This is a genomic window from Bradyrhizobium sp. USDA 4473 (assembly GCF_054063335.1).
Window position 1 is genome coordinate 2,908,239 of the sequence record NZ_JBSSGE010000001.1, and the last position, 24,952, is coordinate 2,933,190.

22 protein-coding genes and 1 pseudogene are annotated in these 24,952 nt (G+C 59.5%); 14 read left to right on the forward strand and 9 right to left on the reverse strand.

The features are described from left to right. The first annotated feature begins 474 nt into the window (after positions 1-474). The 6 genes from ACVW17_RS13630 (at position 475) to ACVW17_RS13655 (ending at position 12,705) form a co-directional block, all read left to right on the forward strand. The gene (locus tag ACVW17_RS13630; RefSeq protein WP_456797210.1) at positions 475-2,607 is read left to right on the forward strand and encodes a hypothetical protein; all 2,133 of its coding nucleotides are present in this window, start codon (positions 475-477) and stop codon (positions 2,605-2,607) included. Continuing rightward, positions 2,588-4,255: a hypothetical protein gene (locus tag ACVW17_RS13635; RefSeq protein ID WP_456797211.1), complete on the forward strand. Its 1,668-nt coding sequence runs from the start codon at positions 2,588-2,590 to the stop codon at positions 4,253-4,255. Before ACVW17_RS13630 ends, ACVW17_RS13635 begins: the two co-directional genes overlap by 20 nt. Next, the gene (locus tag ACVW17_RS13640) at positions 4,242-4,640 is read left to right on the forward strand and encodes a hypothetical protein (protein WP_456797212.1); all 399 of its coding nucleotides are present in this window, start codon (positions 4,242-4,244) and stop codon (positions 4,638-4,640) included. Before ACVW17_RS13635 ends, ACVW17_RS13640 begins: the two co-directional genes overlap by 14 nt. A gap of 18 nt (positions 4,641-4,658) precedes the next feature. Then, a complete protein-coding gene (locus ACVW17_RS13645; RefSeq protein WP_456797213.1) occupies positions 4,659-10,529 on the forward strand; it encodes a DEAD/DEAH box helicase in 5,871 nt (1,956 codons plus the stop codon). After that, a complete protein-coding gene (locus ACVW17_RS13650) occupies positions 10,489-11,562 on the forward strand; it encodes an HNH endonuclease (RefSeq protein WP_456797214.1) in 1,074 nt (357 codons plus the stop codon). Before ACVW17_RS13645 ends, ACVW17_RS13650 begins: the two co-directional genes overlap by 41 nt. A 303-nt stretch (positions 11,563-11,865) precedes the next feature. Continuing rightward, positions 11,866-12,705, forward strand: coding sequence for a hypothetical protein (locus tag ACVW17_RS13655; RefSeq protein WP_456799034.1), 840 nt, complete (start codon positions 11,866-11,868; stop codon positions 12,703-12,705). A gap of 85 nt (positions 12,706-12,790) precedes the next feature. On the opposite strand, the pseudogene ACVW17_RS13660 reads toward ACVW17_RS13655, so the two are convergent. From ACVW17_RS13660 to ACVW17_RS13675, 4 genes and pseudogenes are all read right to left on the reverse strand, one after another. After that, positions 12,791-13,108: pseudogene (locus ACVW17_RS13660) on the reverse strand (Y-family DNA polymerase); the annotation flags it as partial. Positions 13,109-13,167: 59 nt separating this feature from the next. Beyond that, positions 13,168-13,893 carry an SOS response-associated peptidase gene (locus ACVW17_RS13665; RefSeq protein WP_456797215.1) on the reverse strand — a complete coding sequence of 242 codons (726 nt, stop codon included), beginning with the start codon at positions 13,891-13,893 and terminating at the stop codon, positions 13,168-13,170. A 3-nt stretch (positions 13,894-13,896) separates the two neighbouring features. Continuing rightward, complete coding sequence (locus ACVW17_RS13670; protein ID WP_212404476.1) at positions 13,897-14,346, reverse strand: hypothetical protein; 450 nt, start codon at positions 14,344-14,346, stop codon at positions 13,897-13,899. A gap of 46 nt (positions 14,347-14,392) precedes the next feature. Further along, on the reverse strand, positions 14,393-14,788 hold the full coding sequence (locus ACVW17_RS13675) for a hypothetical protein (RefSeq protein ID WP_456797216.1): 396 nt from the start codon (positions 14,786-14,788) through the stop codon (positions 14,393-14,395). A gap of 140 nt (positions 14,789-14,928) precedes the next feature. Between ACVW17_RS13675 and ku the strand changes: the two genes are divergently transcribed. Both ku and ACVW17_RS13685 read left to right on the forward strand, forming a co-directional pair. Then, positions 14,929-15,858 carry a non-homologous end joining protein Ku gene (gene ku / locus ACVW17_RS13680; protein ID WP_456797217.1) on the forward strand — a complete coding sequence of 310 codons (930 nt, stop codon included), beginning with the start codon at positions 14,929-14,931 and terminating at the stop codon, positions 15,856-15,858. Positions 15,859-16,325: 467 nt separating this feature from the next. Then, positions 16,326-17,150, forward strand: coding sequence for a ribonuclease HII (locus ACVW17_RS13685; RefSeq protein ID WP_456797218.1), 825 nt, complete (start codon positions 16,326-16,328; stop codon positions 17,148-17,150). A 27-nt stretch (positions 17,151-17,177) separates the two neighbouring features. On the opposite strand, the gene ligD (ACVW17_RS13690) is transcribed toward ACVW17_RS13685, so the two are convergent. After that, positions 17,178-18,125 (reverse strand): non-homologous end-joining DNA ligase, encoded by a 948-nt coding sequence (ligD, locus tag ACVW17_RS13690; RefSeq protein WP_456797219.1) that lies wholly within the window; start codon positions 18,123-18,125, stop codon positions 17,178-17,180. Between the two features lie 258 nt (positions 18,126-18,383). On the opposite strand from ligD (ACVW17_RS13690), the gene ACVW17_RS13695 reads away from it, so the two are divergent. Together ACVW17_RS13695 and ACVW17_RS13700 are read left to right on the forward strand one after the other, a co-directional pair. After that, positions 18,384-18,584 carry a hypothetical protein gene (locus ACVW17_RS13695; protein WP_157327971.1) on the forward strand — a complete coding sequence of 67 codons (201 nt, stop codon included), beginning with the start codon at positions 18,384-18,386 and terminating at the stop codon, positions 18,582-18,584. 15 nt (positions 18,585-18,599) lie between these two features. Continuing rightward, positions 18,600-19,022: a hypothetical protein gene (locus tag ACVW17_RS13700; protein ID WP_456797220.1), complete on the forward strand. Its 423-nt coding sequence runs from the start codon at positions 18,600-18,602 to the stop codon at positions 19,020-19,022. A gap of 163 nt (positions 19,023-19,185) precedes the next feature. Here the strand turns inward: ACVW17_RS13700 and ACVW17_RS13705 are convergent, their stop codons facing one another. Genes ACVW17_RS13705 through ACVW17_RS13715 form a run of 3 tightly spaced genes read right to left on the reverse strand, consistent with a single transcriptional unit; the run spans position 19,186 to position 21,627 of the window. After that, positions 19,186-19,713 (reverse strand): MOSC domain-containing protein, encoded by a 528-nt coding sequence (locus ACVW17_RS13705; protein ID WP_456797221.1) that lies wholly within the window; start codon positions 19,711-19,713, stop codon positions 19,186-19,188. 34 nt (positions 19,714-19,747) lie between these two features. Beyond that, the gene (locus ACVW17_RS13710; protein ID WP_456797222.1) at positions 19,748-21,427 is read right to left on the reverse strand and encodes a PHP domain-containing protein; all 1,680 of its coding nucleotides are present in this window, start codon (positions 21,425-21,427) and stop codon (positions 19,748-19,750) included. Further along, a complete protein-coding gene (locus tag ACVW17_RS13715) occupies positions 21,427-21,627 on the reverse strand; it encodes a hypothetical protein (protein WP_456797223.1) in 201 nt (66 codons plus the stop codon). Before ACVW17_RS13715 ends, ACVW17_RS13710 begins: the two co-directional genes overlap by 1 nt. 359 nt (positions 21,628-21,986) lie before the next feature. Between ACVW17_RS13715 and ligD (ACVW17_RS13720) the strand changes: the two genes are divergently transcribed. The 4 genes from ligD (ACVW17_RS13720) (at position 21,987) to ACVW17_RS13735 (ending at position 23,845) form a co-directional block, all read left to right on the forward strand. Then, the gene (gene ligD, locus ACVW17_RS13720; RefSeq protein ID WP_456797224.1) at positions 21,987-22,877 is read left to right on the forward strand and encodes a non-homologous end-joining DNA ligase; all 891 of its coding nucleotides are present in this window, start codon (positions 21,987-21,989) and stop codon (positions 22,875-22,877) included. Positions 22,878-22,911: 34 nt separating this feature from the next. Next, the gene (locus ACVW17_RS13725) at positions 22,912-23,217 is read left to right on the forward strand and encodes a hypothetical protein (protein ID WP_456797225.1); all 306 of its coding nucleotides are present in this window, start codon (positions 22,912-22,914) and stop codon (positions 23,215-23,217) included. Positions 23,218-23,379: 162 nt separating this feature from the next. Next, positions 23,380-23,583 carry a hypothetical protein gene (locus tag ACVW17_RS13730; protein ID WP_456797226.1) on the forward strand — a complete coding sequence of 68 codons (204 nt, stop codon included), beginning with the start codon at positions 23,380-23,382 and terminating at the stop codon, positions 23,581-23,583. Between the two features lie 76 nt (positions 23,584-23,659). Next, on the forward strand, positions 23,660-23,845 hold the full coding sequence (locus ACVW17_RS13735) for a DUF3606 domain-containing protein (protein WP_456797227.1): 186 nt from the start codon (positions 23,660-23,662) through the stop codon (positions 23,843-23,845). Between the two features lie 38 nt (positions 23,846-23,883). Here the strand turns inward: ACVW17_RS13735 and ACVW17_RS13740 are convergent, their stop codons facing one another. Beyond that, complete coding sequence (locus ACVW17_RS13740) at positions 23,884-24,147, reverse strand: hypothetical protein (RefSeq protein ID WP_456797228.1); 264 nt, start codon at positions 24,145-24,147, stop codon at positions 23,884-23,886. Positions 24,148-24,952: the final 805 nt, after the last annotated feature.

Consider the following 24,952-nt stretch of genomic DNA (forward strand, 5'->3'; position numbering starts at 1 on the left):
AATTCGTTCCGATCCGATTTTTTGGAAAGTGCGCTCGTCCGGTACTACCTTCGCACGGATGGTCCCTTTGGGTCCGCTCCGCTGAAGTACATCGATACATCGCCTCAACGGCTGGCTTCGGCCCTCGGCGTCGGTGATCCGAACGATGTCTCCGAACGGGTCTTGGCCTCGTTTGCCGAGCGATCTTCCGTCGTGGACGCCCTTACATGGGGAAGCCCGGTCCTCGTAGGGCAAGGCGAGGGACCAGGCTACTTCAGATGGCTTGTCTTGAGCTGTCTCATTGCATCGGTTTCGACTGAAGTGGCGGACGAAGGCAACTATCGAGACCGTCTCAAGCTTCTACTCGGTTTCCGCTTGCCAATATCGGACCTAAGCGGAACTTCCAAATTGTGGAAGCGACTGGCAAGGTGGTCTGAATCCGCCAGAGCGAAGGGGCTCCCCTTCAGAAGGGTCACGCTTCCTGATCCTGGAGCGATGACACAGATCGGCTTCTCGCTGAAAATCGCCTTTCCCTCTCGGCGTGACCGCGATCGTTATGAAAGCATTGCCGCGGATCTATCGGGTTCGGTCGATGATCCGTCCCGAGTAATTCATTTCTTTCACAGGCAGATCGATCGATATCCCTGGTCGGATGGATTCAAGGCCGCATTCTTTGAGTTCGAGAAACGGTTTCGAGCGGGTGACCGACTTCTCCTGGATCACGCCTTCTGGTGTTTTGTCAAGGAAACCGCTCATCAGGTGGATTCCAACAGATCCACTGGTGCATCATGTTTGCGGTTGCTTCCGGATTTGGACGGTGAACCTCAGGCTGAAGCAATAAGCGAGAGCAAGGTAGAAGCAGATGAAAGGTGGGAGCATGTGGATCGCGGCGGCTACATCCTTTCCGGCGGTCTCGACGATGTACTGCAAGCTCTGATCGCGAACTCTAGCCGACTCGACGGTATTCTGTACAAGGCATCGAGAGAGGCGACAAAGGGCCTGTTGGTGTTTAAGGAGGACGGCTGGGGTAGTTGGGCGTGGTCACAACATCCAGATTCGAGCTACGTGCGTGTCCTGGTGCATGACCGACTTAGCAAGCATTGTTCCAGATACTTTCGACTGAGGAAAGCGTCGACACTCTGGTGGATGTCGGAGCAGATCGGACTGAGCCAGTATGAAGGCATTTGTACTGCGCTTGGCTTGGTGTCCCCCCGTTCGGGGGGGCTTAAACGTCTGGTGGCTGAAGGAGGGATCAAGACGGCTGGAATGTATCTCGGTCGCCGTTCGCTCCTGCCTATAGTTCGAGCGCATGCAGGCGTCAAAGTCGCTGTCGAACCTCAGAGAGCAGAATTGGGCGCGCTCAAGGTCGATCGGGTCCAGTACGACCAGATCCAGCTCTCGTCCGCCGAGCGATTGTCCGGCCGTTGGCGAATTTCCGCGTCCGAGTCCGATCGAGATGCGCCTTCCGAGTTGAGCTTGACCTTCATCGATCAAGCTGTTGTGCATCCATCGTTGAGCGCTCCCAACCCGGCGGCCTGGCGCCGAGATGCCGAAACACGTGGCTTCAGGGAAGTCGAAATTCGCCAAGCTCCTCCCGTTGGGAGCTCTGCGGGGCATATCAGCGATTCGATGAACGATCTGCTCGAAGCGGTATATGCGGGTGGGCGGAGCGGCTGGAGTGAAATGGATCTGATCCCGCTACTTACAAGGATTTCTGGAGCTCAAGGTCCGCGGCCGTGGGACCTGCTTCGAGCGCTGAGGGACTCACGTTGGCTTGATCCGTGGGTTGCGCGAGGATGGAAAGCGCGTCGATGGTATCTCTCGCCAATCAAGCTCATTCAAGCCGGCGGAACGGTTATCCTGAGCGGCGCGACTGGTGAGGTATCAAGAGAGCGCTTCACGAGATTAGTGGAAGAACTTGGCGGGCAAGTGGAGATTGACGCAACTGCGGGATACTGGGCCGTACCGCTAATCAAGGCCTCCCGCGTCGACGCGACGCAGTTGTCCAAAGCATTCGGACTGGATTTGCAGAGGCCGATCGTACAGGACATGCAGAAGGCGCCGCTATGCTGGAGCAACCAGCACGAAAATTTCGATCGCCGGGAGCTTGCGAGTCGGTGGGACTGGAAATACGAACGGTTCTCCTACACGAGCGACCTTGGAGCCTCGCCGGTTAAGCTCGAGACTTGGATCCGGCCAACTCGCGATTCTCCCGATCTGTATCGCGTGGTGCGCCGCGACGGTTCAGAGGCACTGTTCGCGAATCGAACGTGTGCGATCCTGGAAGCTTACCGATTGGCAAGGAGGCCGCTCTTTGAAAAGAGGGGCCGTTGGCTCCTTGCAAAGACATCGGATGGTAAGCTTCCTGACGCGGCTGTCGATCGACTGCGGCTGCGACACCTCATTGCTCCGGGAATCGTAGGCGACAGTTCCGAATTTCGCTACGCATATCCTGTCGATGAAACCGACATGGTTTGGTTGGGCGAGCGTCTTGGATCAGAGCTGTTCGAGAAAGAGATCATTCCAAACTCCCGCGCGGCATTTCATTTTCGAACCGCGCGCGGCGAGAAGTTTTTTCGAGCTGCCATCAATGCGGAGAGGGTGAGATTTGAGCAAGGTCGGTCCTAACCAGTACTTCCTGGGACGCTGTCTTTTCTTTCACGAGAAGTTCACGCGATTGGAGCCGCTCGCGCAGTCAGCGACGCATGGGTGGACACGTATCGCCGATAGGAAACGCCAGTTTCCTCCGGCAGGAAATGTATTCTCGTTCGACAAAAATACTCTCAGGTGCCCGGAAGGGACGGTCCGCTATTTCCGAGTCGAGGAAAACAAAAGAACGAGCTCAAAGGAAGAGCATGATCAATATGTCGTTCTCGATGCTCACGAGCCGATAGAGATCCTGGATTTCTCGCATTTCCAGAGCCCCGAGGAGGTCAGATGCGCGGTGGTGGAGGAGGGGCTCGCCACTGAGCAAGCATCCACCCCCGAAGTGATCATCGCTATGAAGGGGCGGTCGTGCGTCAGACTTCATCTCGATCTCGATCCCGTGACGAGAAGGCTGCGGCCGAGAGATCTTCAAGGACTGGAGAGACTGACGCTCTTTCGTCTTGCGCCGCACCATCTTCAGGGAGAAAGGTTGGAGGGGCGCTTGTTCTTGTGCCCAACGGATCCAATCGAGTCCATCGGCGCCGTCGACTGGTCCACCAACGCCGACTTCATGCAACGGACGCTGCGAAGGCTGAAGCGCTCCAACTCGTTTCACGCTGAAGAAGGAATGGGGGACGTAAGCCGCAGAGCTATAGAAAAATTGGCCTTGGCGGTTCGCAGCGGAGAGGTCTTGGGGGCGGATCTCAGAGAAATCGAGGCGACGCGAGAGCGACTGAAGTCCTTCGTGTTCAGCGTTGAGGCGAACCTCGGATTCGTCGAGACGCTCGCTGCTGAACTCATGAAATCTCCGTCAATAGCGCACAAGCTCGAAGAGAGGATTTCGGCGGCCACTGCAGTTGCCACCGCGAAGGTCCATGCCGAGCTTGAGCCGGCAATCAGGTCGGAAATCCTGCAGCAACTGGGGGATCAGATCGCGCAACGAGATCAATTGTCACAAGAAGTCGCCGATCTTGAGGAAACGGTTCAGCGTTCAAGAATCGAGCTCTCGAAAATCTCGGACAATCACGAGCTGCAACGCGCGGCTATCGTATCGGAAGGTCAGGCATTCCTGAAGAGCTTCGCCGACGTCATCGAGTCGGTAGGCCGCTACGCAACTCCACAGCGCGAGAGCGGGGCTGCTGAGGCTGTAGTTTGGAATCGTCCGCGGAACAATGGCGGCGTGGAGTTTGGAATCCGTGAACTGAAGAAATGTTTGCGAGCGCTGGCGGAAAGAACCGGGTTCGATCTGGCTGAAATGCTTGAATTCGATGCTCTCCTCAGAGGTGGAGAAGTTCCGCTCTTGTTCGGGAGAGATGTCGAGGCTCTGCTCGCAGGATACACTCGTTCCGTGCTGGACGGCCAAATGTGGAGACTCTCGGTAGATCCAGCGACGATCGGATTTGATGATCTGTGGAGGGGAGCGGCGACAGGAGAGCCTACCGTCATTGCAAGTGCATGGAACGCTGCCGCTGCCGATCCGGATGCTCCGACATTGGTGGTTATTGAGGACATATCGAATGCACCCGTAAGAAACTGGATGTCCCAATTCCTGCGAATGACCCAGTCTGATCTGCGACCACCTGCTGTTCTGCGCAACACTTTTCGATGGATCCGAGATGATGGCGGCTGAAGGTAAGGAAAATCTGCTTAAAGCGATTCCGTTTGAAGCGAAAGCGACGAAGGCTGGCGTGGTATCCGCAATCTTCGACGAGGCGGAGGATGGGAAGCATTCTGCCGCGGGCAGATTGAACGGACAGCTGCTGAGCCATTGTCCGGCGGAGAGTCTGAACAAGCTGAGCGCAGAACTGGCGCGCGTATGTGAGTCGCAAGGCGTTGCGAGACGAGCCGTGAGGGTGTTCAAATCTGTGCTTGCAACCGTGGAGGTCGACGAAGCGCTCCGGTTCGCGTGCGAGTTTGCGAACTTCCAGAACAATCCTGGTGTGCTGCAAAATCCAACCAATCACGTCCAGCGCAGCTTCGGAAAGCTCGCTGCAACGATGGGTTTCGAAGGTTAAACGGTCGGGGTGCAAGCAATGATCGATCCGTTAGGCGGGGCTCAGCGAATTCGTGATTTCATTCTATCCTATCTCGACACCGCGTTCCGTGTCAGAGTGCCACGGTTGACGGCAGAGCGAAAAAGCCTTCTCGAAAGTGAAGGGACGCTCATGACGCTTCCGCTGATCGAGCCTGTGCCGCGATATCGGCAAGTGACTTGGCGCCTTGAGCAAATAGTCGAGGACTTCGATGGAAACCCGGTCAGCCACCTCGGGCAGCCGGCGCGCGTCGCCCTCGCGGAGCTTGCGCTTTCGGGGCTGTTTGCTGGGAAGAGCGCTCCGGGAGGTCGCGTCAGGCGAGAGGCGTTATTCGAGCTATTCACCCATCAGGCCGCCATGCTCGGGAGGGGAAGCCAGCCCGGACACCCGGGAATCGTGACGTCCGGGACTGGCTCAGGGAAAACCGAATCTTTTCTTCTGCCGATTTTTGCAGCTCTTTGCGCAGAAGCGGTCGACTGGGCCCCGCCAGGAGCCGAATTTCTTGAAGATCGCTGGTGGCGGAGCGAGTCCGCCCCCTTTCGTGCACGCCGAATACACGAACGCCGTCCCAAGGCGGTTCGCGCGATCATCCTGTATCCCATGAATGCTCTGGTTGAAGACCAAATGACGCGTCTCCGCAAGGCGCTGGACTCGCCAGAGGCCCACACCGTGATGGACGAACGATTCGGTGGCAATCGAATATTCTTTGGAAAATACACCAGCGCGACACCGGTTACCGGTCATGTAGCGCATCCGAGAAAGACAGGTGCTGCCGAGAGGGAGCGCCAAAGGCAAAAGAGAAGCGAGCTCGCTGACGCCCTCAGGTCGATGGACGTCATGCAGGAGCAAGCGCGGCGCTTCGATGAAGAGTCCAGAGTGGGATCCGATGGCGATGCCCAGCCGGAGCCGACTCGATATCTGTTTCCGTCCGTGGACGGCTCCGAACTTTGTTCTCGCTGGGACATGCAGCAGAGTCCACCGGACATTCTGGTGACGAACGTCTCCATGTTGAGCGCAATGCTCTCCAGGGAGGTGGAAGCGCCAATCTTCGATGAAACGCGGCGGTGGTTGAAAACCGATCCAGACGCATATTTCTACATCGTCATGGATGAACTTCACCTAGTGAGAGGCTCCGCAGGCACTGAAATCGCCGGCCTGATCCGGGCACTCATCCATCGTTTGGGACTTCACGAGACCGAATGCCGAAGCAAGCTCCGTATTCTTTCTTCAAGTGCCTCTCTCCCGATCGAAGGGGGCGAAGGTGAGCGCAGCATAAGATACTTGAGTGCTCTCTTTGGACGATTTGGAACGTTTTGCGACGATCGGCCGAATGGGGCACCCGCGCCCGGATTTTGGCGCGAATGCATCGTGCCAGGAGAGCCGGTGTTGCCGAAGCGTTCGGGCCCGAAGACGTTGGAGCCGGAGCCGTTCGTCGAACTCGCGTTGGCGCTCGGCGGCGACGGGCTGGTGACGAAGTTTCGAGATGGTGCAGAGCCGCAGGCTGCCATTCGAAGAGCATACGAAGCGTTCTTCGGGCGTGGTGAGGCCGCCGAGGAATTCGCGACTGTTTTCCTGAAGTCGGTCGAAGCCGCGGCGGCGGCGGTGATGCTCGGATGCGCCGAGGATGAGCAGGCGAATGCGGCGCGGGCAACGAGTGTCGACAGGCTCGCACTTCGAATTTTCGGTTCTGACGATGAAATGACCAGAAAAGCTTTGCGCGGTCTTTTGATTCTGCGAGGGCTAGGCGATCAGGCCAAACTTATCTGCGACGGGCAAATCGAGGCGTCGACGCCGAGCTTCAGAATGCATTTATTCATTCGCAGCCTGGAAGGGCTGTTTGCGACGCCGCGACGGGGCGACGACGAAATCGTCTACGACCAATTGTCCGTCGAGCGAGGGACCACGTATTCATATTCGGAGCGCCTCGGCTATCGCCGCTCTTTCGAGCTCGTCTACTGCGAGGCCTGTGGCGAAGTGTTCGTGGGCGGAATGCGCGGACAGGGAGCGTGGGGCGCTGCGGCGGTTGAATTGTTGCCGGCGTCTCCGCTGTTGGAGAATCTGCCCGAAGCCGCCGCATCAGGACAGTATGAAGATCTGAGCTATGAGGATTTTGCCATCTTCTGGCCATCGCGCAAAGACCCTGTTGGAGTTGGGCAGGGCGAGGATTGGAGCGAAGCGGAGCTGGATACGCGCACAGGGCTCATCTCGCCGCCCCGAAATGGCGGTGAAGATGCGTGTTCGGTGCCAGGGCGGTTTTATCGTCGAGGCGGCCAATTCAGTCACCAGAGGAGGCCGAACACAGCAGGTACGGCTGGACCAGATTGCTGTCCTGCATGCGGCACCGATTACACGCAAAGAAAAAGGCCGAGATTTTCGCCCATTCGGAGCTTCAGAACCGGCTTCGGGCAGACGTCTCAACTGGTCGCGACCGAATTGTTCGAACTCCTCAAGACCGGATCGGGTTCTGCAAAGGCGATCGTCTTTTCCGACAGCAGGCAAGACGCTGCCAACTCCGCGCTGAACATCGAGCGGCGTCACCACCAGGATCTAAGGCGGCAAACGGTCGTGGAAGCCGCCAGGAGTTATCGCGAGCTGCAGGGCAGGCGTCCCACGAGAGAGCAGATCGAGCGGGAATGGGAAGAGGCCGTCGCGGCTCGCCAATTTACGCGGATAAATGAGCTGAGTGCCCTGCTGGCGGCGACCCCAAGCAATGCAGACCAGCGGCGGGTTCCGCTGATCGAATTGATCGAGAAGCCGATAGCGGAGGCTGGGCCATCCCATGCAACCAGCCCGATGTTGACGCAGCTCGTGCGTTTGGGCGTTCACCCGACCGACGACGCCGGGGTAAACTCGATCGCAGGATTCGAGTGGCAATCGCTATTCAAGAGGCAGCCTGACGGCTCGTTCAGGTGGAAAACCGATGGGGCGGACGCGGCCGCACTTCAGTCGGCTAGAACCGAAGTGTTGAGCGGCCAAGAGCCCTACGTCGACGAGGTTCTATTCTCAAAAACCTACTTCGCGCTTGAGGAGACCGGATTGGGATACGTCTCGTTGTTCCGATCTCCCGAGGACGGCGCAGATCGAATGGATGCTTGGCTGAGAGTCTTCTCGGACGCGTATCGCGTCTCATCCAATCGTTGGGTGACAGACGAGACGAAACTTTGGTTCGATGTCGACCAGATTCCCAGAGCAGCGACGAACAGAATCAGACGTTTTGCCGCGGCATCGCGATCCACGGATCCGGAAGACGAAATCCGCTCGGTTCTGGCGCGCCTGACGAGATTAGGCCACCTCAATGGAATAATCGATGTCGCCAAGCTCAGCTTGGTGTTCACACAATCTGGTGACGCATATCGACGCTGCTCTGGGTGTGGCCGCGTGCATCTGCATCTGGGAACTGGACGATGCACCCGGTGCTGTCTGCCGCTGCCCGACCTCCCGACCGGTACAGTCGACGAGCTTTGGCAGTCAAACTTCCTCGCCAGACGAATAATCCGCGGAGAAGGGGAGAATGTTCCCTCTTTCAGGCTGCGTTGCGAAGAGCTCACTGGTCAAACGAGCGAGCCTGCAGAGCGATTGCGCCGCTTCAGAGGCATTTTCGTCGAGACGGATGCAACCAGAGACAATCAGTTGGAGAGGGCGGCGCGCGAAATCGACATGCTCTCCGTCACCACGACGATGGAAGTCGGCATAGACATTGGCACTCTGCAAGCCGTGTACCAAGCGAACATGCCTCCCCAGCGATTCAATTACCAGCAACGAGTCGGGCGCGCCGGACGACGAGGGCAGGCGTTTTCCCTTGTTGCAACGTTGTGCAGAAGCAGAAGCCATGATCTCTATTACTTCAGGAATGCTGCATCGATCACAGGGGATCGACCGCCTCCGCCCTTCCTGGCGTCGGATCACATTGACATACCTTTGCGGCTCCTACGGAAGGTGTGGCTATCGGAGGCCTTTTCGGAGCTCAGGCGCGAAATCAGCCCCTGGCCCGGCGATGACAATCCGCCGGATATCCACGGCGAATTTCTCTTGTCCGCCCAGTACTACGCACCTGGATCGCCTTGGGAGGCTCTTCTCCGCAATGCGCTCAAGAAAACAATTCCGACGAGAGATTCGTTTGCTGAAGTTCTGGCTGATCAGGCGCGGATAGCCAAGAGTGCTCTGTTGGGCCGATCTTCCATCGATCAACTGATCGAAGAAATTGAAGGCCTTTCAGAAGCCGGCAGCATTTTCGAGGGGGGACTAGCCCAGTTTCTGTCGGATTTCGGACTACTTCCTATGTACGGCATGCCGACTCGCGTGAGACCGTTGTACTTGGGGCTGAAGCCGTCCCGTGCCGGCGGCACCGGCATGGAATGGGACAGCATCGACCGCGACTTGGATGTGGCGATCTACGAGTTTGCGCCAGAGCAGGGCTTGATCCGCGACAAGCGACTTCATCGCCCGGTTGGATTCACGGCGTCTTTGCAGTCGCCGCGTGCTTGGAACCGAGGTAACTACGGGCCGGTCGACCCCGGTGCGCGTTGGTTTACAGGATCCTGGTTCTTGGCCAGATGCCCATCGTGTGCGGGCACGACATCACGCGCCGCTGCACCGCCGGAGTCTGTGAAATGTGCCGATTGCGGTCAAAGCATGGAACAGGCCCTGTTTCGAGAATACTTCATCCCGGCGGCATTCCGAACGGATTTTCAACCGCAAAAGGTCGATGAAAACGAGAGAAGGGAAATCTTGCGTCGAGCGGTGGTCGCGGAAATCACCGACGTTTCGACTGAGTCAGTGCCTGACACAAATCTCGCAATGCATGCGGGAAGCGGTGCTTTCGTTGTCCGGCTCAACGATGGACCGGGCAATGCCGGCGCGGGTACACTCGGCTACGACGTTAGGCTTGCACACGAGCAGGTGCGGGCGCCGTTCGCCAACACATCGATACGCTTGAAGAACCAGACAATTACGACGCAAGCCTATGATCGATCTCCGCGTCGATGGGAACTTGCGTCGCAGAATATCCAGACCGGCGTCCGCCTCATGTCCCGCAAGTCCACGGAGGCGATCTGGCTGGGCGTTCAGACCATGCCGGACAGGCTAGCACTCGCGCGGCTCGGGCGTGAAGCTTGGCAAACCAGCGTGAGGGGAGCCGCAGTCAGTGCTACGCAAATCATCATCCAGCGCGCTTCACTTGCCTTGGATATTGCTCCGGAGGAGTTCGAGGCCCTGGAGCCTCGGCTACGGCAGGGCAAGCCCTTGCTTCAGGTTGCGGACTTTCTGGTGAATGGAGCCGGTTTCTGCCGCCGTCTATCCGAGGCAGGAGATACGACGGAGCCGCTTGTTGTGGAGCTCATTCGATCGGTGCTGCAAGAAGCCGACGATTCTCTCGTTAGATCCTATTTCGATGCAAACCATCGAAGCGAGTGCGGACAGGCGTGTTATCGATGCCTCCAGCGCTATGGCAACCGAGGATATCACGGTTTGCTTGATTGGCGTCTGGGTCTCAGCTTCCTCCGTTCGATGATCGACGCAAACTTTGCTTGCGGGCTCGACGGAGATTGGAGCCGGTATCGCGAGCTCGATGACTGGCCAAGGTTGGCGGAGGTCGCCGCAAACGAACTGGTCCGCCTTCAGCCGACCTCCAGAGAATTTGTTCGTCTCGGCCGTATAGGACTTCCTGGGCTTCGCGAAAGGGCGCGCGGTCAGGTGGAGAACTACGTCGTCGTGCATCCATTCTGGAAGATCAACGCAGTGACGTTGTCAGCCGAGCCGATCCGCAGCATCGTCGAGGACAATCCAAGAACCTACTTCGTCGATGGGTTCGATGCCTTGAGGAGACCGATTCATGCATTGGATGCAGCCAGGGGACGGCCATTCGATGCCTAGAAGAACGGAGGTTCAGAGCAGCTCTGAGCATGACGAGAGAAGAGCCTGGCTGGCAACGGTGTCCGACGATCTCGAGGAGGAATCCTGTTCAAATCAAGCAGGCGGGCATTACGACTACGATAGCAGCGTCCAAAATCACAAGCAGGTCAAAATCGGAGACCTGCTATTCGTGAGATCCAGGAGCACCTTGCACGGCGTCGGTCGGATCGAACGAATCGAGTCCTCGGACGGCGAAAAGATCGTGGCGCGCTGTCCGATTTGCGACAAGCGGTTTGACCTTGGCCGCAATTCACGGGGAAGGGGCGCGGCATTCAAATGCTCGCAAGGCCATCGGTTCGGTCAGCCGAAACTGGCGGCCATGCCAATCGTGAATTATCGCGCCTTTTTTGATGGCGACTATTTCCAGGCGAGCAAGCCCATCGGCACCATCGAGCTCAAGAGGTTTTGCCTTCGTCGGAGCAGTCAGCTCGCGATGATGCCCGTCGATATGATGCAAATCGTCGACTTCGTCGGAAGCTGGGAGACGAGCGAGCATGTTGACCTTCTCGCAAGATGGCTGCGCCAGTACAGGAAAATAGGGGAGCTCGAGGGGAACGAAAGCCCTGATCTTACTCCCGAAGGAGAAGACCGACGTAAGCTGGCAATGAAGGAAATTCGTGAGAGACGAGGCCAGCAGTCATTCAGAAAGGCGCTTCTGTCTCGCTATGGGTGTAAATGTGCAATTTCGGAATGTCGCGTCGTCCACATCTTGGAGGCGGCTCATATCCGTCCCTACAGGGGAAGAGGTGACAATCATGTGGCCAATGGTCTTTTATTGCGAAGCGACCTTCATACGCTGTTCGATCTGGATTTGATCGGCATCGAGCCCGAACGCGGGATCGTGTCGATCAGCTCCGAGCTGGTGGGCTCCGAGTACGAGACTCTTCATGGTCGGGCCCTCGCGGTGGAAGAAAATAGCTTTCCCGACCGTAGTGCCCTTCGCTTGCGGTGGAAGGAGTTTTTGTTTCGGGCTCGCCCCACCGTGTGTATTTGAATCTTGCCTCCAATGAGTCGCTGGGGTGCGACCAATAGGTCCCGGCTTGCGTGGATGTTTCAGAAAGCACTCAGCCACGCCGTGCTGAGGTCAGAACAGTTCACGCTGTGATTGGACGATTGCGAAAGGGGGCGTCCGCTCGAGCTTACCGAAGCGCAAATGCTGGATCTCATCCGGTAACTCAGCAATGCCCGATCCCAAAGGGCAGGATAGGAAACAAGTTCCGCTTTTCGCTCGTGATCCCCTTGCGTCATGCTCTCATCATACGTCACACTTCGCGACTATATTATCCAGGTGTTTAGAATGCCAATCAAACCGCCGCAATTTTCACGAAAGACCGTGCTTGCCGCGGTCGATGCGCTGCCGTTCAACCAGGGTCAGTTTTCGCGCTTTTTGCAGGACTTAGGCCCTGAGTATTTCAATTGGGTTCGACACGAAGACGTCAGCGTCGGGAAGCGTCGCAGTGACTTGATTGAGATGTATGACGAAGAGCCTATGAGGAAACTGCGGGACGGCGAATACCTCAGCGAGTTCATCGTAGAGACGGCCGCCTCGCATGTGCCCGAGCCGCCACAACAGTATCCGTGGGCCGACCCGGTCGAGGAGACGCCGACAATCAAGAAGTTCAGGGCGACGCTGGAACGGGACGGATTCACCATTGTAGATAGATCGCTGCGACGAGTATTGCCGGTAGAGCTAGGCATCGCAGCCGCTGAAGACGAAGTAACACGCATATTGTCTCTGCCCCCCTTCGAGGTCGCAAAGGGCCATCTTACCCAGGCGCTCGATGCACATGGTCGGGGCGACTGGGCGGCGGCAAACAGCCAGATACGAGTTTTCTATGAGGCTCTTTTGGATGATCTTGCCAGAGCAATCGATCCAGCAATGGCTGCCCAGAGCGGTGAGGGCCGGCGCCAGCGGTTGGCGAGAGAAGGCATTCTCCGCGTCGATCTGAACGAGTGGGGAGGCGAGGGAAAGAATTTCATAAACGGACTTATGAAGCGCCTGCATCCGGAGGGGGCGCATCCCGGGCTGTCCAATGAAAAAGACAGTACTTACAGGTTGCACATAGTTCTGTTGACCGCGAGGCTCCTACTGGAGCGGTGGGAATCCAGACCGTACACAGTCTCTGAACACGCATGACGATGCTACGGCGTCCACTGTCGCGCATATTCTGGTAGAAGTTAGCATATTCAAGATCCAACCGCTTCTGTAAACATGCGAGCCAACCGTTGCAGATTCCGGTCACGTCGAGGTAGGCCTCGTCCAGCGACAGCGGCTCGATGATCGGAGTGTGCTCGGCGAAAATCTCACGTACTTGCATTTGCTGGGATTCCGCCTTGTACACCTCGAAGCGCGCATTCACGAAGATCAGGTCTGGGCACTGCCGTTTCGCGGTAACCGATGGCATGGCCGCCCCGACGCCGAACTTGCGCGCTTCGTAGCTCGTCGCTGGCACGACGCCGCTCTCGGGATCTGCCGACAGTCACTTGCTTGCCGAGGTCGAGATTGTCACGTGTTCGAGGGACGCGTAGATGGGGTCCATGTCGACGAGGATGATCTTGCGCTGCCGCGCCAAGGCCTTTGCCTGATCGTCCTCGTCGGTCACGTTGTCTGACCGGCAGCGTCTTCCTTGATGCCGCGAGCAACGATCTTGAGCGATCCGTCCGGAAGCGGCCGCTGTAGCTTCAGGGCCTCGTCCGGAGAGGCCGTCATCCAAGTCTCTACCTCGTGCGGTGTCGTTAGGATTACGGGCATGGCCTTCGGATGGATGGCGGCGACCTCGGTGTTTGGCTCCGTCGTAAGGAACGCGTAGAGGTCATTTGTCGTCTCACCTTCTTTGACTTTTCGGACTGACGTCCAGTTGGTCCAGATGCCGGCGAAGCAGGCGAGGGGACGGGTCTCATCGAGAGCGAACCATATGTCACCTCCCTCTGCCTTGTTGAATTCGCTGAAGGAGTTGAACGGTATCACGCAGCGATTTTCGACTCCGAGCCATCGCGTCCAGTGCTTGCTCCTCACGTTGCGGATGTTGGTCGTGCCGCCGTCCGGCTCCATTCTGAGCAATTCCTTGAAATCCACTGCCTTGCCTTTGGCCTGCAGCTTCTCGGCCCGTTTCTTGGTGGCGTCCATCAGCGCTTTTGACGACGATGGCATTCCCCAGCGCGCAGTAGTGAGTTCGCGGCCCTCCACTCCGTTGCGCACGATCGGTGCCTTGTAGTCGGGAAACACGCCGGGCATCGGCGCTAGATTTCCAACGTATCGGTTCACGACGCGGAACAGCGCACTGATCGCGGCTTGGTTGGTCGTGATCGAATAAAGATTGCACATCGGTCAGGATTCGGTTCGAGGGTGGCGCGGCTGCCACGTCAACTGTAGCAGAGTCGCGGATGGACGCCGGCCCGCCTTGGCGCATTTGCGGCAGCGCAGCCGGCTGGCGAGATCGTGCACGAAAGTGGTCGGCGGGTGCTTCATCGCCGCGAGATCCACGTCGCTTGGCGTCTTGCAGCGCGCGCACCTGATCTCCAGCCACGGGAAGCCACCGTTCACGGCCTGGTCAATGGTCGGCGACGGATCGATCGGTTCGCCGTCACTCCACATCCGCTCGTTCCAGCTTTCGCAAAGCAGCCTGTCGGCTTGCTGGATCATCGCCTCGCCTTTGGCCCGCATCTCCGCCGACTGGCTAGCCAGGATGTTAGCCATCGCGCGTGCCTTGCCGAGCTCCTTCGCCAGAGCCTTGCGATCGCCGCCCGACAGGGGCGTAGGGTGATACTTCGGGGCCATCCGGACATCCAGGCGCCAAGAGATCGGATCGGCAGTTGCAGAGCGACTACGGCGTCTCGAACGCTGGCCAGCACCCGTCTTCTTCATGCCTACCGGTGCGCTGCCGGCAGGTGTTGTCGAGCAACCCCTGCGCCACGTCTTTCCAAACTGCGTTGGCACCATACAGGCGGACGGCATCGGCGGTCTGGATTTCCACGGTCCGCTCGCAGCGGCGGCAAGAGATGCGCAGCACGTGGGCCTTAATTTCCCAAAGACGTCGCTGTCGGGCCTGGGCGACGGTCGCGCCGGCGCGAGGATCTTTGAGGACCGATTCCCAATATTCGGCCGGGAGGGGAGCATCCGGACCCGCAGCGGACGGCAATCTTCTGCGGTCGGCTTCAGCGGCCAATTTTTCCATCTGCTTCGGGGTCGGCATGCGCCAGCTCGCGGGTCGGTCGGTCATGGGCAAATTAGAACATAACAAGAACAAATGTCGAGTCCGACCAGGCGGCCGCTGAGAAAAATCCTCCTCTGGGACGGATCGCGATGTCGGAACCAAGCCGGATCCTTCGTCTTGAATCCGGTATCAGTATCGGAGTTCCCATGGCCCCCCGCGCTAACTGGAAAGGCTTCCTGCGTCTTTCCCTCGTCACCTGTCCGGTCGCGCTCTATCCGGCCACCTCGGAATCCGAAAAAGTCTCGTTCAACCAGCTTAACCGAAAGACCGGCCATCGGATCAAGTACGCCAAGGTCGATGCCGACACTGGCGAGGAGGTCGACAACGAGGACGTCGTCAAGGGCTACAAGGTCGACACCGATACCTATATCGAGGTGACGAAGGAGGAGCTCGAGAATGTCGCGCTGGAATCGACGCGAACCATCGAGATCGATGAGTTCGTCGATCGGAGCGAAATCGACCCGCGATATCTGATCCGTCCCTACTATCTGGTGCCGGACGGGAAAGTTGGCCACGACGCCTTCGCCGTCATCCGCGAAACGATCCGCGAGATGAACAAGGTCGCGATCGGGCGCGTGGTGCTGACCAACCGGGAGCACATCATCGCGCTCGATCCGCTGGACAAGGGGTTGATGGGGACGCTGCTGCGCTATCCCTACGAAGTCCGCTCCGAAAAGGAGTATTTCGACGAGATCCAGGACGTCAAAGTCACCAAGGACATGCTCGATCTCGCCAAACACATCGTTAATCAAAAGGCGGGCCATTTCGAACCGGAAAAGTTCGAAGACCAGTACGAAACCGCGCTCATCGATCTCATCAATCAAAAGCGCGCCGGCAAGCCCATCATCGCGAAAGCGCGTCCTCGAGGAGAGAACGTCGTGGATCTGATGGATGCGCTGCGCAAGAGCATCGGAAGAGAGGAGGCCGCGACAGAGGCGCCGAAGAAACCAGGCAAGAAGCCGCGCAAGGCGGCGGCCGGGCAGAAGGAGATGCTGATGCCGATCGCAGGCAAGAAGCCGGCGAAGGAGGCCGCGGCCAAGAAGCCCGCGGCCAAGCCGCAGCGGAAATCGGCTTAGGTACGTCGTAAAGCATTCGGTGACGCCGGACGGCCACTACGTCGTCCTCGCGGCAGGCTCTGGCGGATGGCAAATTCCACCCGACTATGTCACGTGAGATCATTTGGTCGGCAGGCTGAGATGGCGCGGCGAGGGGTGCGCGGCGCAGGAAAGGTGGCGGGCGGCGAAGCCGAAGCAACGGCGCATAGGGCCGTGGAAGAGGTTGAGCGAGCGCTCGACTAGCGCCGTTACCACGCGATCGCCTCTTCTCCGTCGCTTGCATGATGTACTTGCCCTGCTCGGGATGAACACACGAGTTGGTTCCTCTGAGGCCGATGGACGCGGTGCCGGTGGCGCGGAATCTGAGAGCCGGCCGGTTCCTTCGAGAGGGCGTTGCGCAGGCAATCAGGGGGGATAGGCACTCCAGACAATAGCCACAAAGTTCACCGACACGCCTCCCACCACCGCCTTTCTCCACCAAAGCCGCGATGTCCCAATATTCACTTGAGGTTTTGCGTCAGCGCTATGTCGTCGAGAAAAGACCGCTCGAGGCCAGCGTGGAACAGATCTTGCGGGCCGACAGCCGCGCGGGAGCGCGTGCCACCCTGGCTGCAATCGATAAACGGCGCTATGAAAATAGGTCCGAAGGGCAGCGGCTCCGCAAGATGCTCCGCTTTGAGACCTCTCTCTGGGAAAGCGGCCATCATGCCGTGGCAGGCGTGGATGAGGCTGGAATGAGCCCTCTCGCCGGGCCGGTCTCTGCTGGCGCCGTGATGCTGAAACCCGGAACACGGATAGTCGGGATCGACGACTCGAAAAAACTTGACGCCGCGGCACGCGAAGAACTCGCAAAGGAGATCAAGGAAAAGGCAGAGAGTTGGTGCGTGGCATTCGTCGAGGTCGAGGAGATCGATGCGATCAACATCTATTGGGCAGGCATCCAGGCCATGCAGCGTGCTGTTCGGGGGCTGCGCTTGACGCCGCAACACTTGCTAATCGATGCGAAGCGGTTGAAGGAAATCGACATCCCTCAACAGGCCATCATCAAGGGCGACGCCAAGTCCGCCAGCATCGCCGCCGCCTCCATCCTCGCGAAAGTCGAGCGCGACGCGGTCATGCGGGCGCTCGACCTGCGACACCCCGGCTACGGATTTGCGGATCACAAGGGCTATCCGGTGCCAGCTCATTATGATGCGCTCGCAAGGCTCGGAGCATGCGCAGCACACCGAAAATCGTTCGGACCTGTACGCAAGGCTCTCGGCTTGCCGCCCCTGCCGCCATGGCCTTCGGCATCCGAGCGCGAAGCCCGCTGAATTCCAAGTCGTCCGCTTCTCTCTGAGTTATTTTCGCGACCAGCTCTTTTCGCGAACAACGTCCGCGGCCTTTTTGTCAGACCGCAGTCCGAGATAGACCGGCTGGCGCAACTCGCCCTTGCTGGTCCACTCCGCGAACTTCACTTCTGCGATCAACGCAGGACGCACCCAAGTCGTGACCCGCTCATCCTTCACCTTGGCTGGGAACGGCGACTTCGCCGTTTTGAGCTTCATGAGCTTAGCGTGAAGCTCTTCCAGAGCCTCGTGGCTGAAGCCGGTGCCGACGTGGCCGATGTACCGCCATGCATCGTCTTCGCGTACCGCCAGCACGAGAGCGCCGAAGAAGGGCCGGGTACGCCTCGGCGCCGTGAAACCGGCGATCACCACCTCCTGCCGCTGAGCGGTCTTCACCTTCAGCCAGTCGGCGGTCCGGCGTCCGGACGCGTACGGGCTATCGGCACGCTTGGCCATGATGCCTTCGAGATGTCTCAGCTCGGCTTCTGCGAAGAACTTTGTGCCGCAGCCTTTGCGATGGTTGCTGAACGCGATCAGCTTGTGACGCGGCAGGATGGCCTTGAGCCGCTTCTTGCGCTCGAGGAGCGGCAGCGCGCGCAGGTCCTCGCCGTCTACGAACATGAGATCGAAAACGCAGTACAAAAGCTTAGCTTCGTGGCGCAGGGCGTTCTGAAGCAACTGGAAATGGGATACGCCGTCCTTTCCGATCGCGACCAGCTCGCCGTCAATCACAGCGTCCGCCTTCACGCCTTCAAGTGCTTTCGCGACCTCGACATAGGAGTGGCTGATGATCTTCCCGTTGCGACTGTAGAGTGCGACCCGACCACCCCGGATTTCCGCGACCATGCGAAAACCATCGAATTTGTCCTCGAAGACCCAATTGGGATCGTCGAACGGTGAATCTGTCAGCGTGGCCAGCATGGGCTGCAGGCGGCGAGGCAAGGTTGATTTTCGAGCCATGGCTGGACGGCGGGAAGAGAGATGGGGGAGGAACGGGTGTAATGTATCGTGAGTTCCGCGCGACACTAGAAGAAGATGGCCGAGCCCAGGTGCTAAAGCTCCGGGTGCAACGTCACCGGGTGCGCTGCCGCGCTGTGAGCGGCCGTGTGACAATTCTGCTCGCCAATTCGATGCTGTATTGCGGCGAAATTTAACATTCCTGAATCCACAAGCGAGCAAAACCGGTTAGGATGGGACTTTCCCTCTTGGGGGCACCTCATGTTCGACACGGCAACCACCGCGCTTTTGCGCGCGGTCCTCGATGAAGTCTGCGAATGCGTATCGCAGCGCGAGATCGGCGCACGGACCCACGTCGCCTCGAAAATTCTGGAGGCCGCTACCAGGGGCGAGATTTCTCCGGAGGCGCTCAAGCAGGTCGGTCGCGATGCCCTCTCGCACGCGCCCACGATGTGGCGCTGATCCGGAGGAGCGGGCGTGAACTTCCAGGTGACCGTCCTCAAGATCCTGGTCGCATATCCGGATGGGTTTGCCGTGATGGAGGACCTCAAGAGGGACATGGCCATCCTGGCGACCAGCGGACCCGACTGGGCGGACCGGACCAGGCGCCTCGCGGCGCGGGTTCCGGATCTCGACATCTGGTCGCAGGGGCTGGTTGAACGCATCAGCGGCGGTTGGAAGATCACGTCCAAAGGACGGGCGGCGCTTGAGTTCATGGAAGTCCGTCCTGCTGCACCCGAGCCGAGCCAGGCGTCGGTGGTCGAGGAGACTACAGCTGCAATGGAGGTCGCGACGGACGTTCCTCCTCTGCGGCAGCCCGCCGATCGTGCCAAGCGTCGCCGCGAGCGCCGGGAGCGTCGCCGTGAGGCCCGTGAACGAGCGAGGGCGAATGCCTCCTAGTAAAGAAAAAGCCGCCAGTGCTGGGCGGCTTGATAGTCCCGGACCGTCGATTGCTTCCCCAGCCCCAAGCGTACCGCCGTTACCTTGTTTGCGGCCATGCCAGCCCGATCTACCGAGCGCTTTTCGATTCGGCCATCTATCGGCCGAGTTGTACACCGGGCTCTTAAAGCGTCGGCAAGGTTTCAAAGGAGGTGGACGGGAGGCGCACCCGCGCGGTGTCGCCGGCCGCTACCGTTCCACGGGCCCGAACCACTCCCAGCACCCCGCATTTGAATGGAGGCCCCGTTTCCGCCGACGACAGCACGTGCCGTTTCAGGCCAGCTCGGAAGCGGTCGATCAGGACACAGGGCGTCCGGAGGCCAGTCAATTCGATGATCGCCGCGGGCCCGAGCTCGATCAGCGTCCCGAGCGGCATTCGTTCGAGGTCCAGTCCAGCCGTGGTGATGTTCTCGCCGAGGTCTCCCGCAGCGACTGCGAAGCCGGCTTCCCGGAGGTGCGCAAATCGCTCCGATGCGATCAGGTGAACCTGCCGCAAATCGGGAAGCCGGGGGCGACGACGGGCGAGGTATCGATGCCTGACAAACGGACCGGCGTGGGCGTCACCTTCGACACCATGGCCTTCCACCAGAACGATCTGATCCCGTGGTGGCTTGCTGAAGTGGTGCCCGCGATCGGCGGCTACCGAAATCACCCTTCCTCGAGCGAAAGGTCGCGCGCGTGGGACATCAGGCAGCGCGGGCGAGCGAGCGCCGCTTCTGGCGGAGGTGGCGCGTGATCTCGGGAAGCGTCATCGCATTCAGGATACGGTCGGCGGTGACGCCGCCCTTGCGGGCCATCTCGACGCCCCAGTGCATGTGGTCGAGCTCTGGAATCGAGTGTGCGTCCGGATTGATGCTCAGCATGCAGCCGAATTCGAGGGCCGCCTGGTGCCAACGCCAGTCCAGGTCGAGGCGCCATGGATGTGCGTTGATCTCAACGATGACGTCCTGCTTCGCACAGGCCCGAAGCACCTTCTCGACGTCGATTTCGTAGCCCGGCCGCCGCTGGAGCTGCCGCCCAGTCATGTGGCCAATGATGGTCGTGTGAGGATCGGAAATGGCCCGAAGCAGGCGCTGCGTTTGCGCCTTGCGGTCCAGCTTGAAACGGCCGTGGATGCTGGCGACGACAAAGTCGAAATGTTCAAGCACCTCGTGGTCATAGTCGAGTGACCCGTCCGCCAGAATGTCGGACTCGATGCCTTTCAGGATCCGGAAATCCTCGCCGAAGCGCTTGTTCAACCGGTCGGCTTCCCGGTGCTGCTGCACGATCTCTTCGAGGGAGAGACCGCCGGCGTAATGGGCGGACTTGGAATGGTCGGCGACCCCAAAATACTCGAAGCCACGCTGACGGGTCGCCTTCGCCATGGTCTCCAGGGTTTCTGTCCCATCGGAAGCATCGGTGTGGCAGTGAAGGATTCCGCGCAGGTCGTCGTCGGTGACGAGCTTCGGCAGCCTGCCCTTCAGGGCCAGCTCGACCTCGCCGCGGCCCTCCCGGAGCTCGGGATCGATGAAGGGCAGCCCGAGAGCTTGGTAGATGTCAGCCTCCTCGCCGGCGATCAGTGTGCGGCCCTTGTGCAGGCCGTGAGCGTCCAACCGCATGCCCTTCTCGGCGGCCAGGGCCTGGAGCTGCTCGATGTGAGCGGCGGAGCCGGTGGCGAAGAGAAGGGCGGCGCCGAAATGTTTGCGGTCGGACACGCGGACCTGCAATCCTTCGGCCGATGGCGTCGAAGTCTTGTCCGGCTTGGCAGCCTCCGCAACGATGGCGAGGTCGGCGACGAGCTCGCAGCCTCGACGGAAATCGCCGGCGATCGTCACGCGCCTGAGCTCAGGCCGCGCCTTCCGGATGGACTCCCTCGCGTGCGCGAGCAGGGCGGCGGCTCGGTGCAGGTGGAGGCGACCTTCTGCGCTTTTGGCGATTGCGAGGTTCTGCAGGATCTTGGTCTGCAGCGCGGCACCGAGTCCTTTCGCCTTCTTGATGCGATCGTCATTGGCGGCGGCCTCCAATTCCGCGAGCGAGGTGATGCCAAGATCCCGATAGAGCCGCAGCACCTTCTCCGGCCGCAAGCCGGGCACGGCGAGCATCTCGAGCACACCAGTGGGTATTTCCTTCCGCAGCTTTTCGAGGCTGGGATGGTTGCCCGTCTTGTGAAGTTTAGCGATGATGTCGGCGATCGCATCCCCGACGGCCGGGATCTCCGTAAGACGATCTTCGGCGATGAGCACGTCCAGGGGAACAGCAAGGGTCGTCAGGCTATCTGCGGCTCGCGAGTAGGCTTTCGCCCGGTATGGATTGCCGCCCCGCAAGGCGGTGCGCTGCGCGTATTCTCGCAAGAGCCTCGCCACACCACGAGCGTCGAGCGAAGGCATCAGCGAGTCTCCCGGTCCACGCATTGCGGCGCCGCCAGAGTAAGGCGACCCCCGGAGCGGCCACTTGGCTGGCGATCGAGAGAGCTCTCAAGCTCCTGGGCTGCGCGGAAATCGTTCAGGTGCTGGATATTGGGGCCGTAGGCAGCTTCCTTCTTGAGGAGATTGTAGATCCGTCCGGCCACCAGCTGCAGATGCTTCATCCTGCCCCGCGGCATGGATCTCGCTCTGCAAAGAGCTCGTACCGCGTAGGCCCGAAAGTAATCGAATGCGTCTGACATGCTAGGTAAACGCCCGCTATCGGCCGGAGTTCGATACGGGAGCGATTGGCCTTTTTCGGCACTGCACGAAAACGCGGGCCGGGTCGCTCATATTCGATAGCTTGAGAACAAGCGAGGTCGCAGGAACTCGTCGCCACCTTCGAAGTTGCGAGACTCGTTGAGTAAGGTAGGTAAACTGCCCGCCACCGGCCCCAACCCGGCGGCGGGTTTTTTGTGAGTTGCGCAGCGTGGCAAAGCGTACAAGAGCGGCGCCTCCGGCCGAGAAGCCAGAAGCTCCTCAGATGCCGGGGTTCATCAGCCCCCAACTGGCGACCCTGAAGATGAAGGCACCTTCGGGTTCGAGATGGATTCACGAAATCAAATACGATGGGTACCGCATCCAACTCCGGATCGACGGCGACGATCGCCGCGCCTACACGCGCAACGGCTACAATTGGGTCAGCAGGTTTTCCAGGATCGCCGCCGCCTTCGATATTGAAGGTCAGGCCATCGTCGACGGCGAAGTCGTCGTCATCCATGAGGGCCGCACCAATTTCTCCGAACTGCAGGCAGACCTCGGTAGGGGCGATCAGGACCGACTGATCTTCTTCGCGTTCGATCTGCTGTGGCTCGACGGCAAGGATTTACGCAAAGAGCCGCAGATCGAAAGGAAGAGGCTGCTCAAGAAGCTGATCGAGGATCACAAGCTCGAGGAGCCCATTTTTTTCAGTGAACACCATGAAGGAGACGGACAGGCGCTGTTCGCCGCCGCCAGCAAGCTGAACTATGAGGGCATCGTCTCCAAGCGAGTGGATGCACCATACCGATCCGAACGGGTCGAAGCCTGGCAGAAGATGAAGGTCGTCCAGAAGGGCAAGTTTCCCGTTGTCGGCTTCATCAAGGATCCGTCCGGCGTGGCCGCGCTCTACCTGGGCAAGCAGGAAGGCAAGGATCTCGTCTACATGGGGAAGGTCGGCACGGGATGGAGCCGGACCACCTCGGCGCAGATCCGCAAGGCGCTCGATACCGTAGTCAGCCCGAAGCAGAGGCTGACGAAGACCATCAGGAAGCCGAAGGCGACGTGGGTCGAACCCAAGTTCTATGCGGACATCGAGTACCGCGACATCACCTCCGAAGGTCTCCTTCGAGCCAGCTCGTTCAAGGGGCTAGGGAAAGGAACGGGCCGTTCATAGCAGCGTTTTCCCGTGAGTATGTGGAGTACCGGTCATGGATCCGGAACAGCGAGTTGCGAAGGCCTTGGAAGACGCTCAGGGCATCCTGGCCCGGTATGTCGAGCCTGGCCCCAGAGATTGCGAGCAAACCATAAACCAGCTGCTTGACGTGCTCGACGACGAGGCGGTCGTGCAGGCGCTCAAGGATTCGAAGATGGAAAAGCCAACTCCAGAACAACTCGCCGAGCTCAAGAGGCTCAGCGCGATCGCGCGGGTGCCGGATGAATCGGAGATCGTCACCTCGAAGGAGGAGGCCGAGACCCGGATTCGTGACCTGAAAGACAAGGCTCGGATGGAATGATGCCTGAGAAGCCCACGAAAGGCGTGGAGCCCCTACGCTCCGAGGACGACATTCGCGCGATCAGCTGGGTCCGCGCGGCGTACCCGGCAAGGAAAGTCCGGCGAAGATGACACCTCAGCGGGAGAAGAAGACGCCCAAGGACGTCGATCCCGGACATCCGGCATGAACTCGATGGACACGTTCGATCCCGACATGCCGTGCCGCGTGCACGACGGTCTCAACGACCAGATCATCGAATGGAGCCCTCAGTGGGCTCCGATGTACCGCGAGCACGCGTCGACATGGGACGAGGGCGTGATTTCCTGGGACGGTCTGCTGCTCGATGGATGGGCGCCAATCGTCCATGGCCATCTCAGTGGCCACTGAGCTGCGGCCCACAACGAACGGAACCCGTGAATCCTTGCAGCGTTGCATTGCCATCACTTCTAAAGAGGAGGAGCCGATGGCCGCAGCGAAGAAGAAGACCGCGCGTGGACGCAAACAGGATCGCGCCCGGGTCGCGAAAGGGCAGGACCACGAAGTCCGGTATGAAGCGAAGAAGACTGGCCGCTCGGCCTCTGCGGTGAAGAAGGCTGTCAAGAAGGTCGGCAATTCCCGCAAGCGCGTCGAGAAAAAGCTGGGCCGCTGACTTGGAAGGCTGGCTGGCGTTCGCTCGCACCAGCCCCTCTAATCTGCAGGGCACTCCGGGCACGTATCACCGATCGAGTTCAGCACGTCGCGAACCTCAGCCAACGCTGCATCGGGGTCGACGCCTGCCGGCGGGTCTCGACGGGCGATGTCGAAGGCCCGCTCTCGTGCGTGCGGATCGGCGCGGTCCTGCATCCAACCGTGCTCCTCGCACTCGCGGATGGCGCCGGCTTCATTCAGCACGTGGATTGCCCAACCGCGCAGGGTGCGAATCGCCGGCCATCTCTGCTTGGTCATCAGCATTGAAGGTTCTCCCACGCCGAGACGAATCGTTTAGTCCCGCAGACGTTCCCCATCGCTAACACAGGACTGGGATTCCGGATCATGGGATCTCGTGGCTTTTCGAGGGCCGAGTTCTTCGCGCGGCCAGGTGCTAGGTTAGGCGTGAACGAGCTCAAGAAACCGTTTTGCCAGACGTCCGAGTTCGGGTGGTTGGCTCCTTGGCTGGTTTGCGCGTGCGCTGTCGCTGCGCCGGGCTTTCGTGAACCGAGCCGCGCAGCGTCTCGGCCTTGCGGCTTCGATTCCTCGCGCACGAGAAGATAACGCCCTCGCGGGGCAGAAACGAAAACCGGACCTTTATGCAGCCACCTGCACAAAGGTCCGGCCTTATCTTAGATTGCCGCGATACCAAACGGCTGCAAAGGACGCTTCATATCCTTTGGGAGGTCTCGCTTTTTTTTCCGGATTGCGACCCGAAGGCGGCAATAGGATCAGTAGCCGATACGACTACTTCTTTTTCTTTGAGGTCTTCTTTGCCACCTTCTTGGTAGCTGCCTTCGCGGTCTTCTTTGCCTTCTTCGCTTTCTTGGCCATGTCGTCCTCTGTAAGAATTGGCTCTCGGTGAACATGCCCACGCCGTGCATCTACATGCGCACGAGTGAGACGATATCACAAAAGCAAAATTGATACCAAACAGACGTGAAGCCGCATTGAGTCGCTCGCCGGAGGCACTCGCCCTCGGGCCCGCCGTCATTGCATGCCGGCGTCGCTATCACTGCCCTTCGGGTCGGGTGCCTTCTTAACCGGTCTCGCGACTGCACTCGGTCCC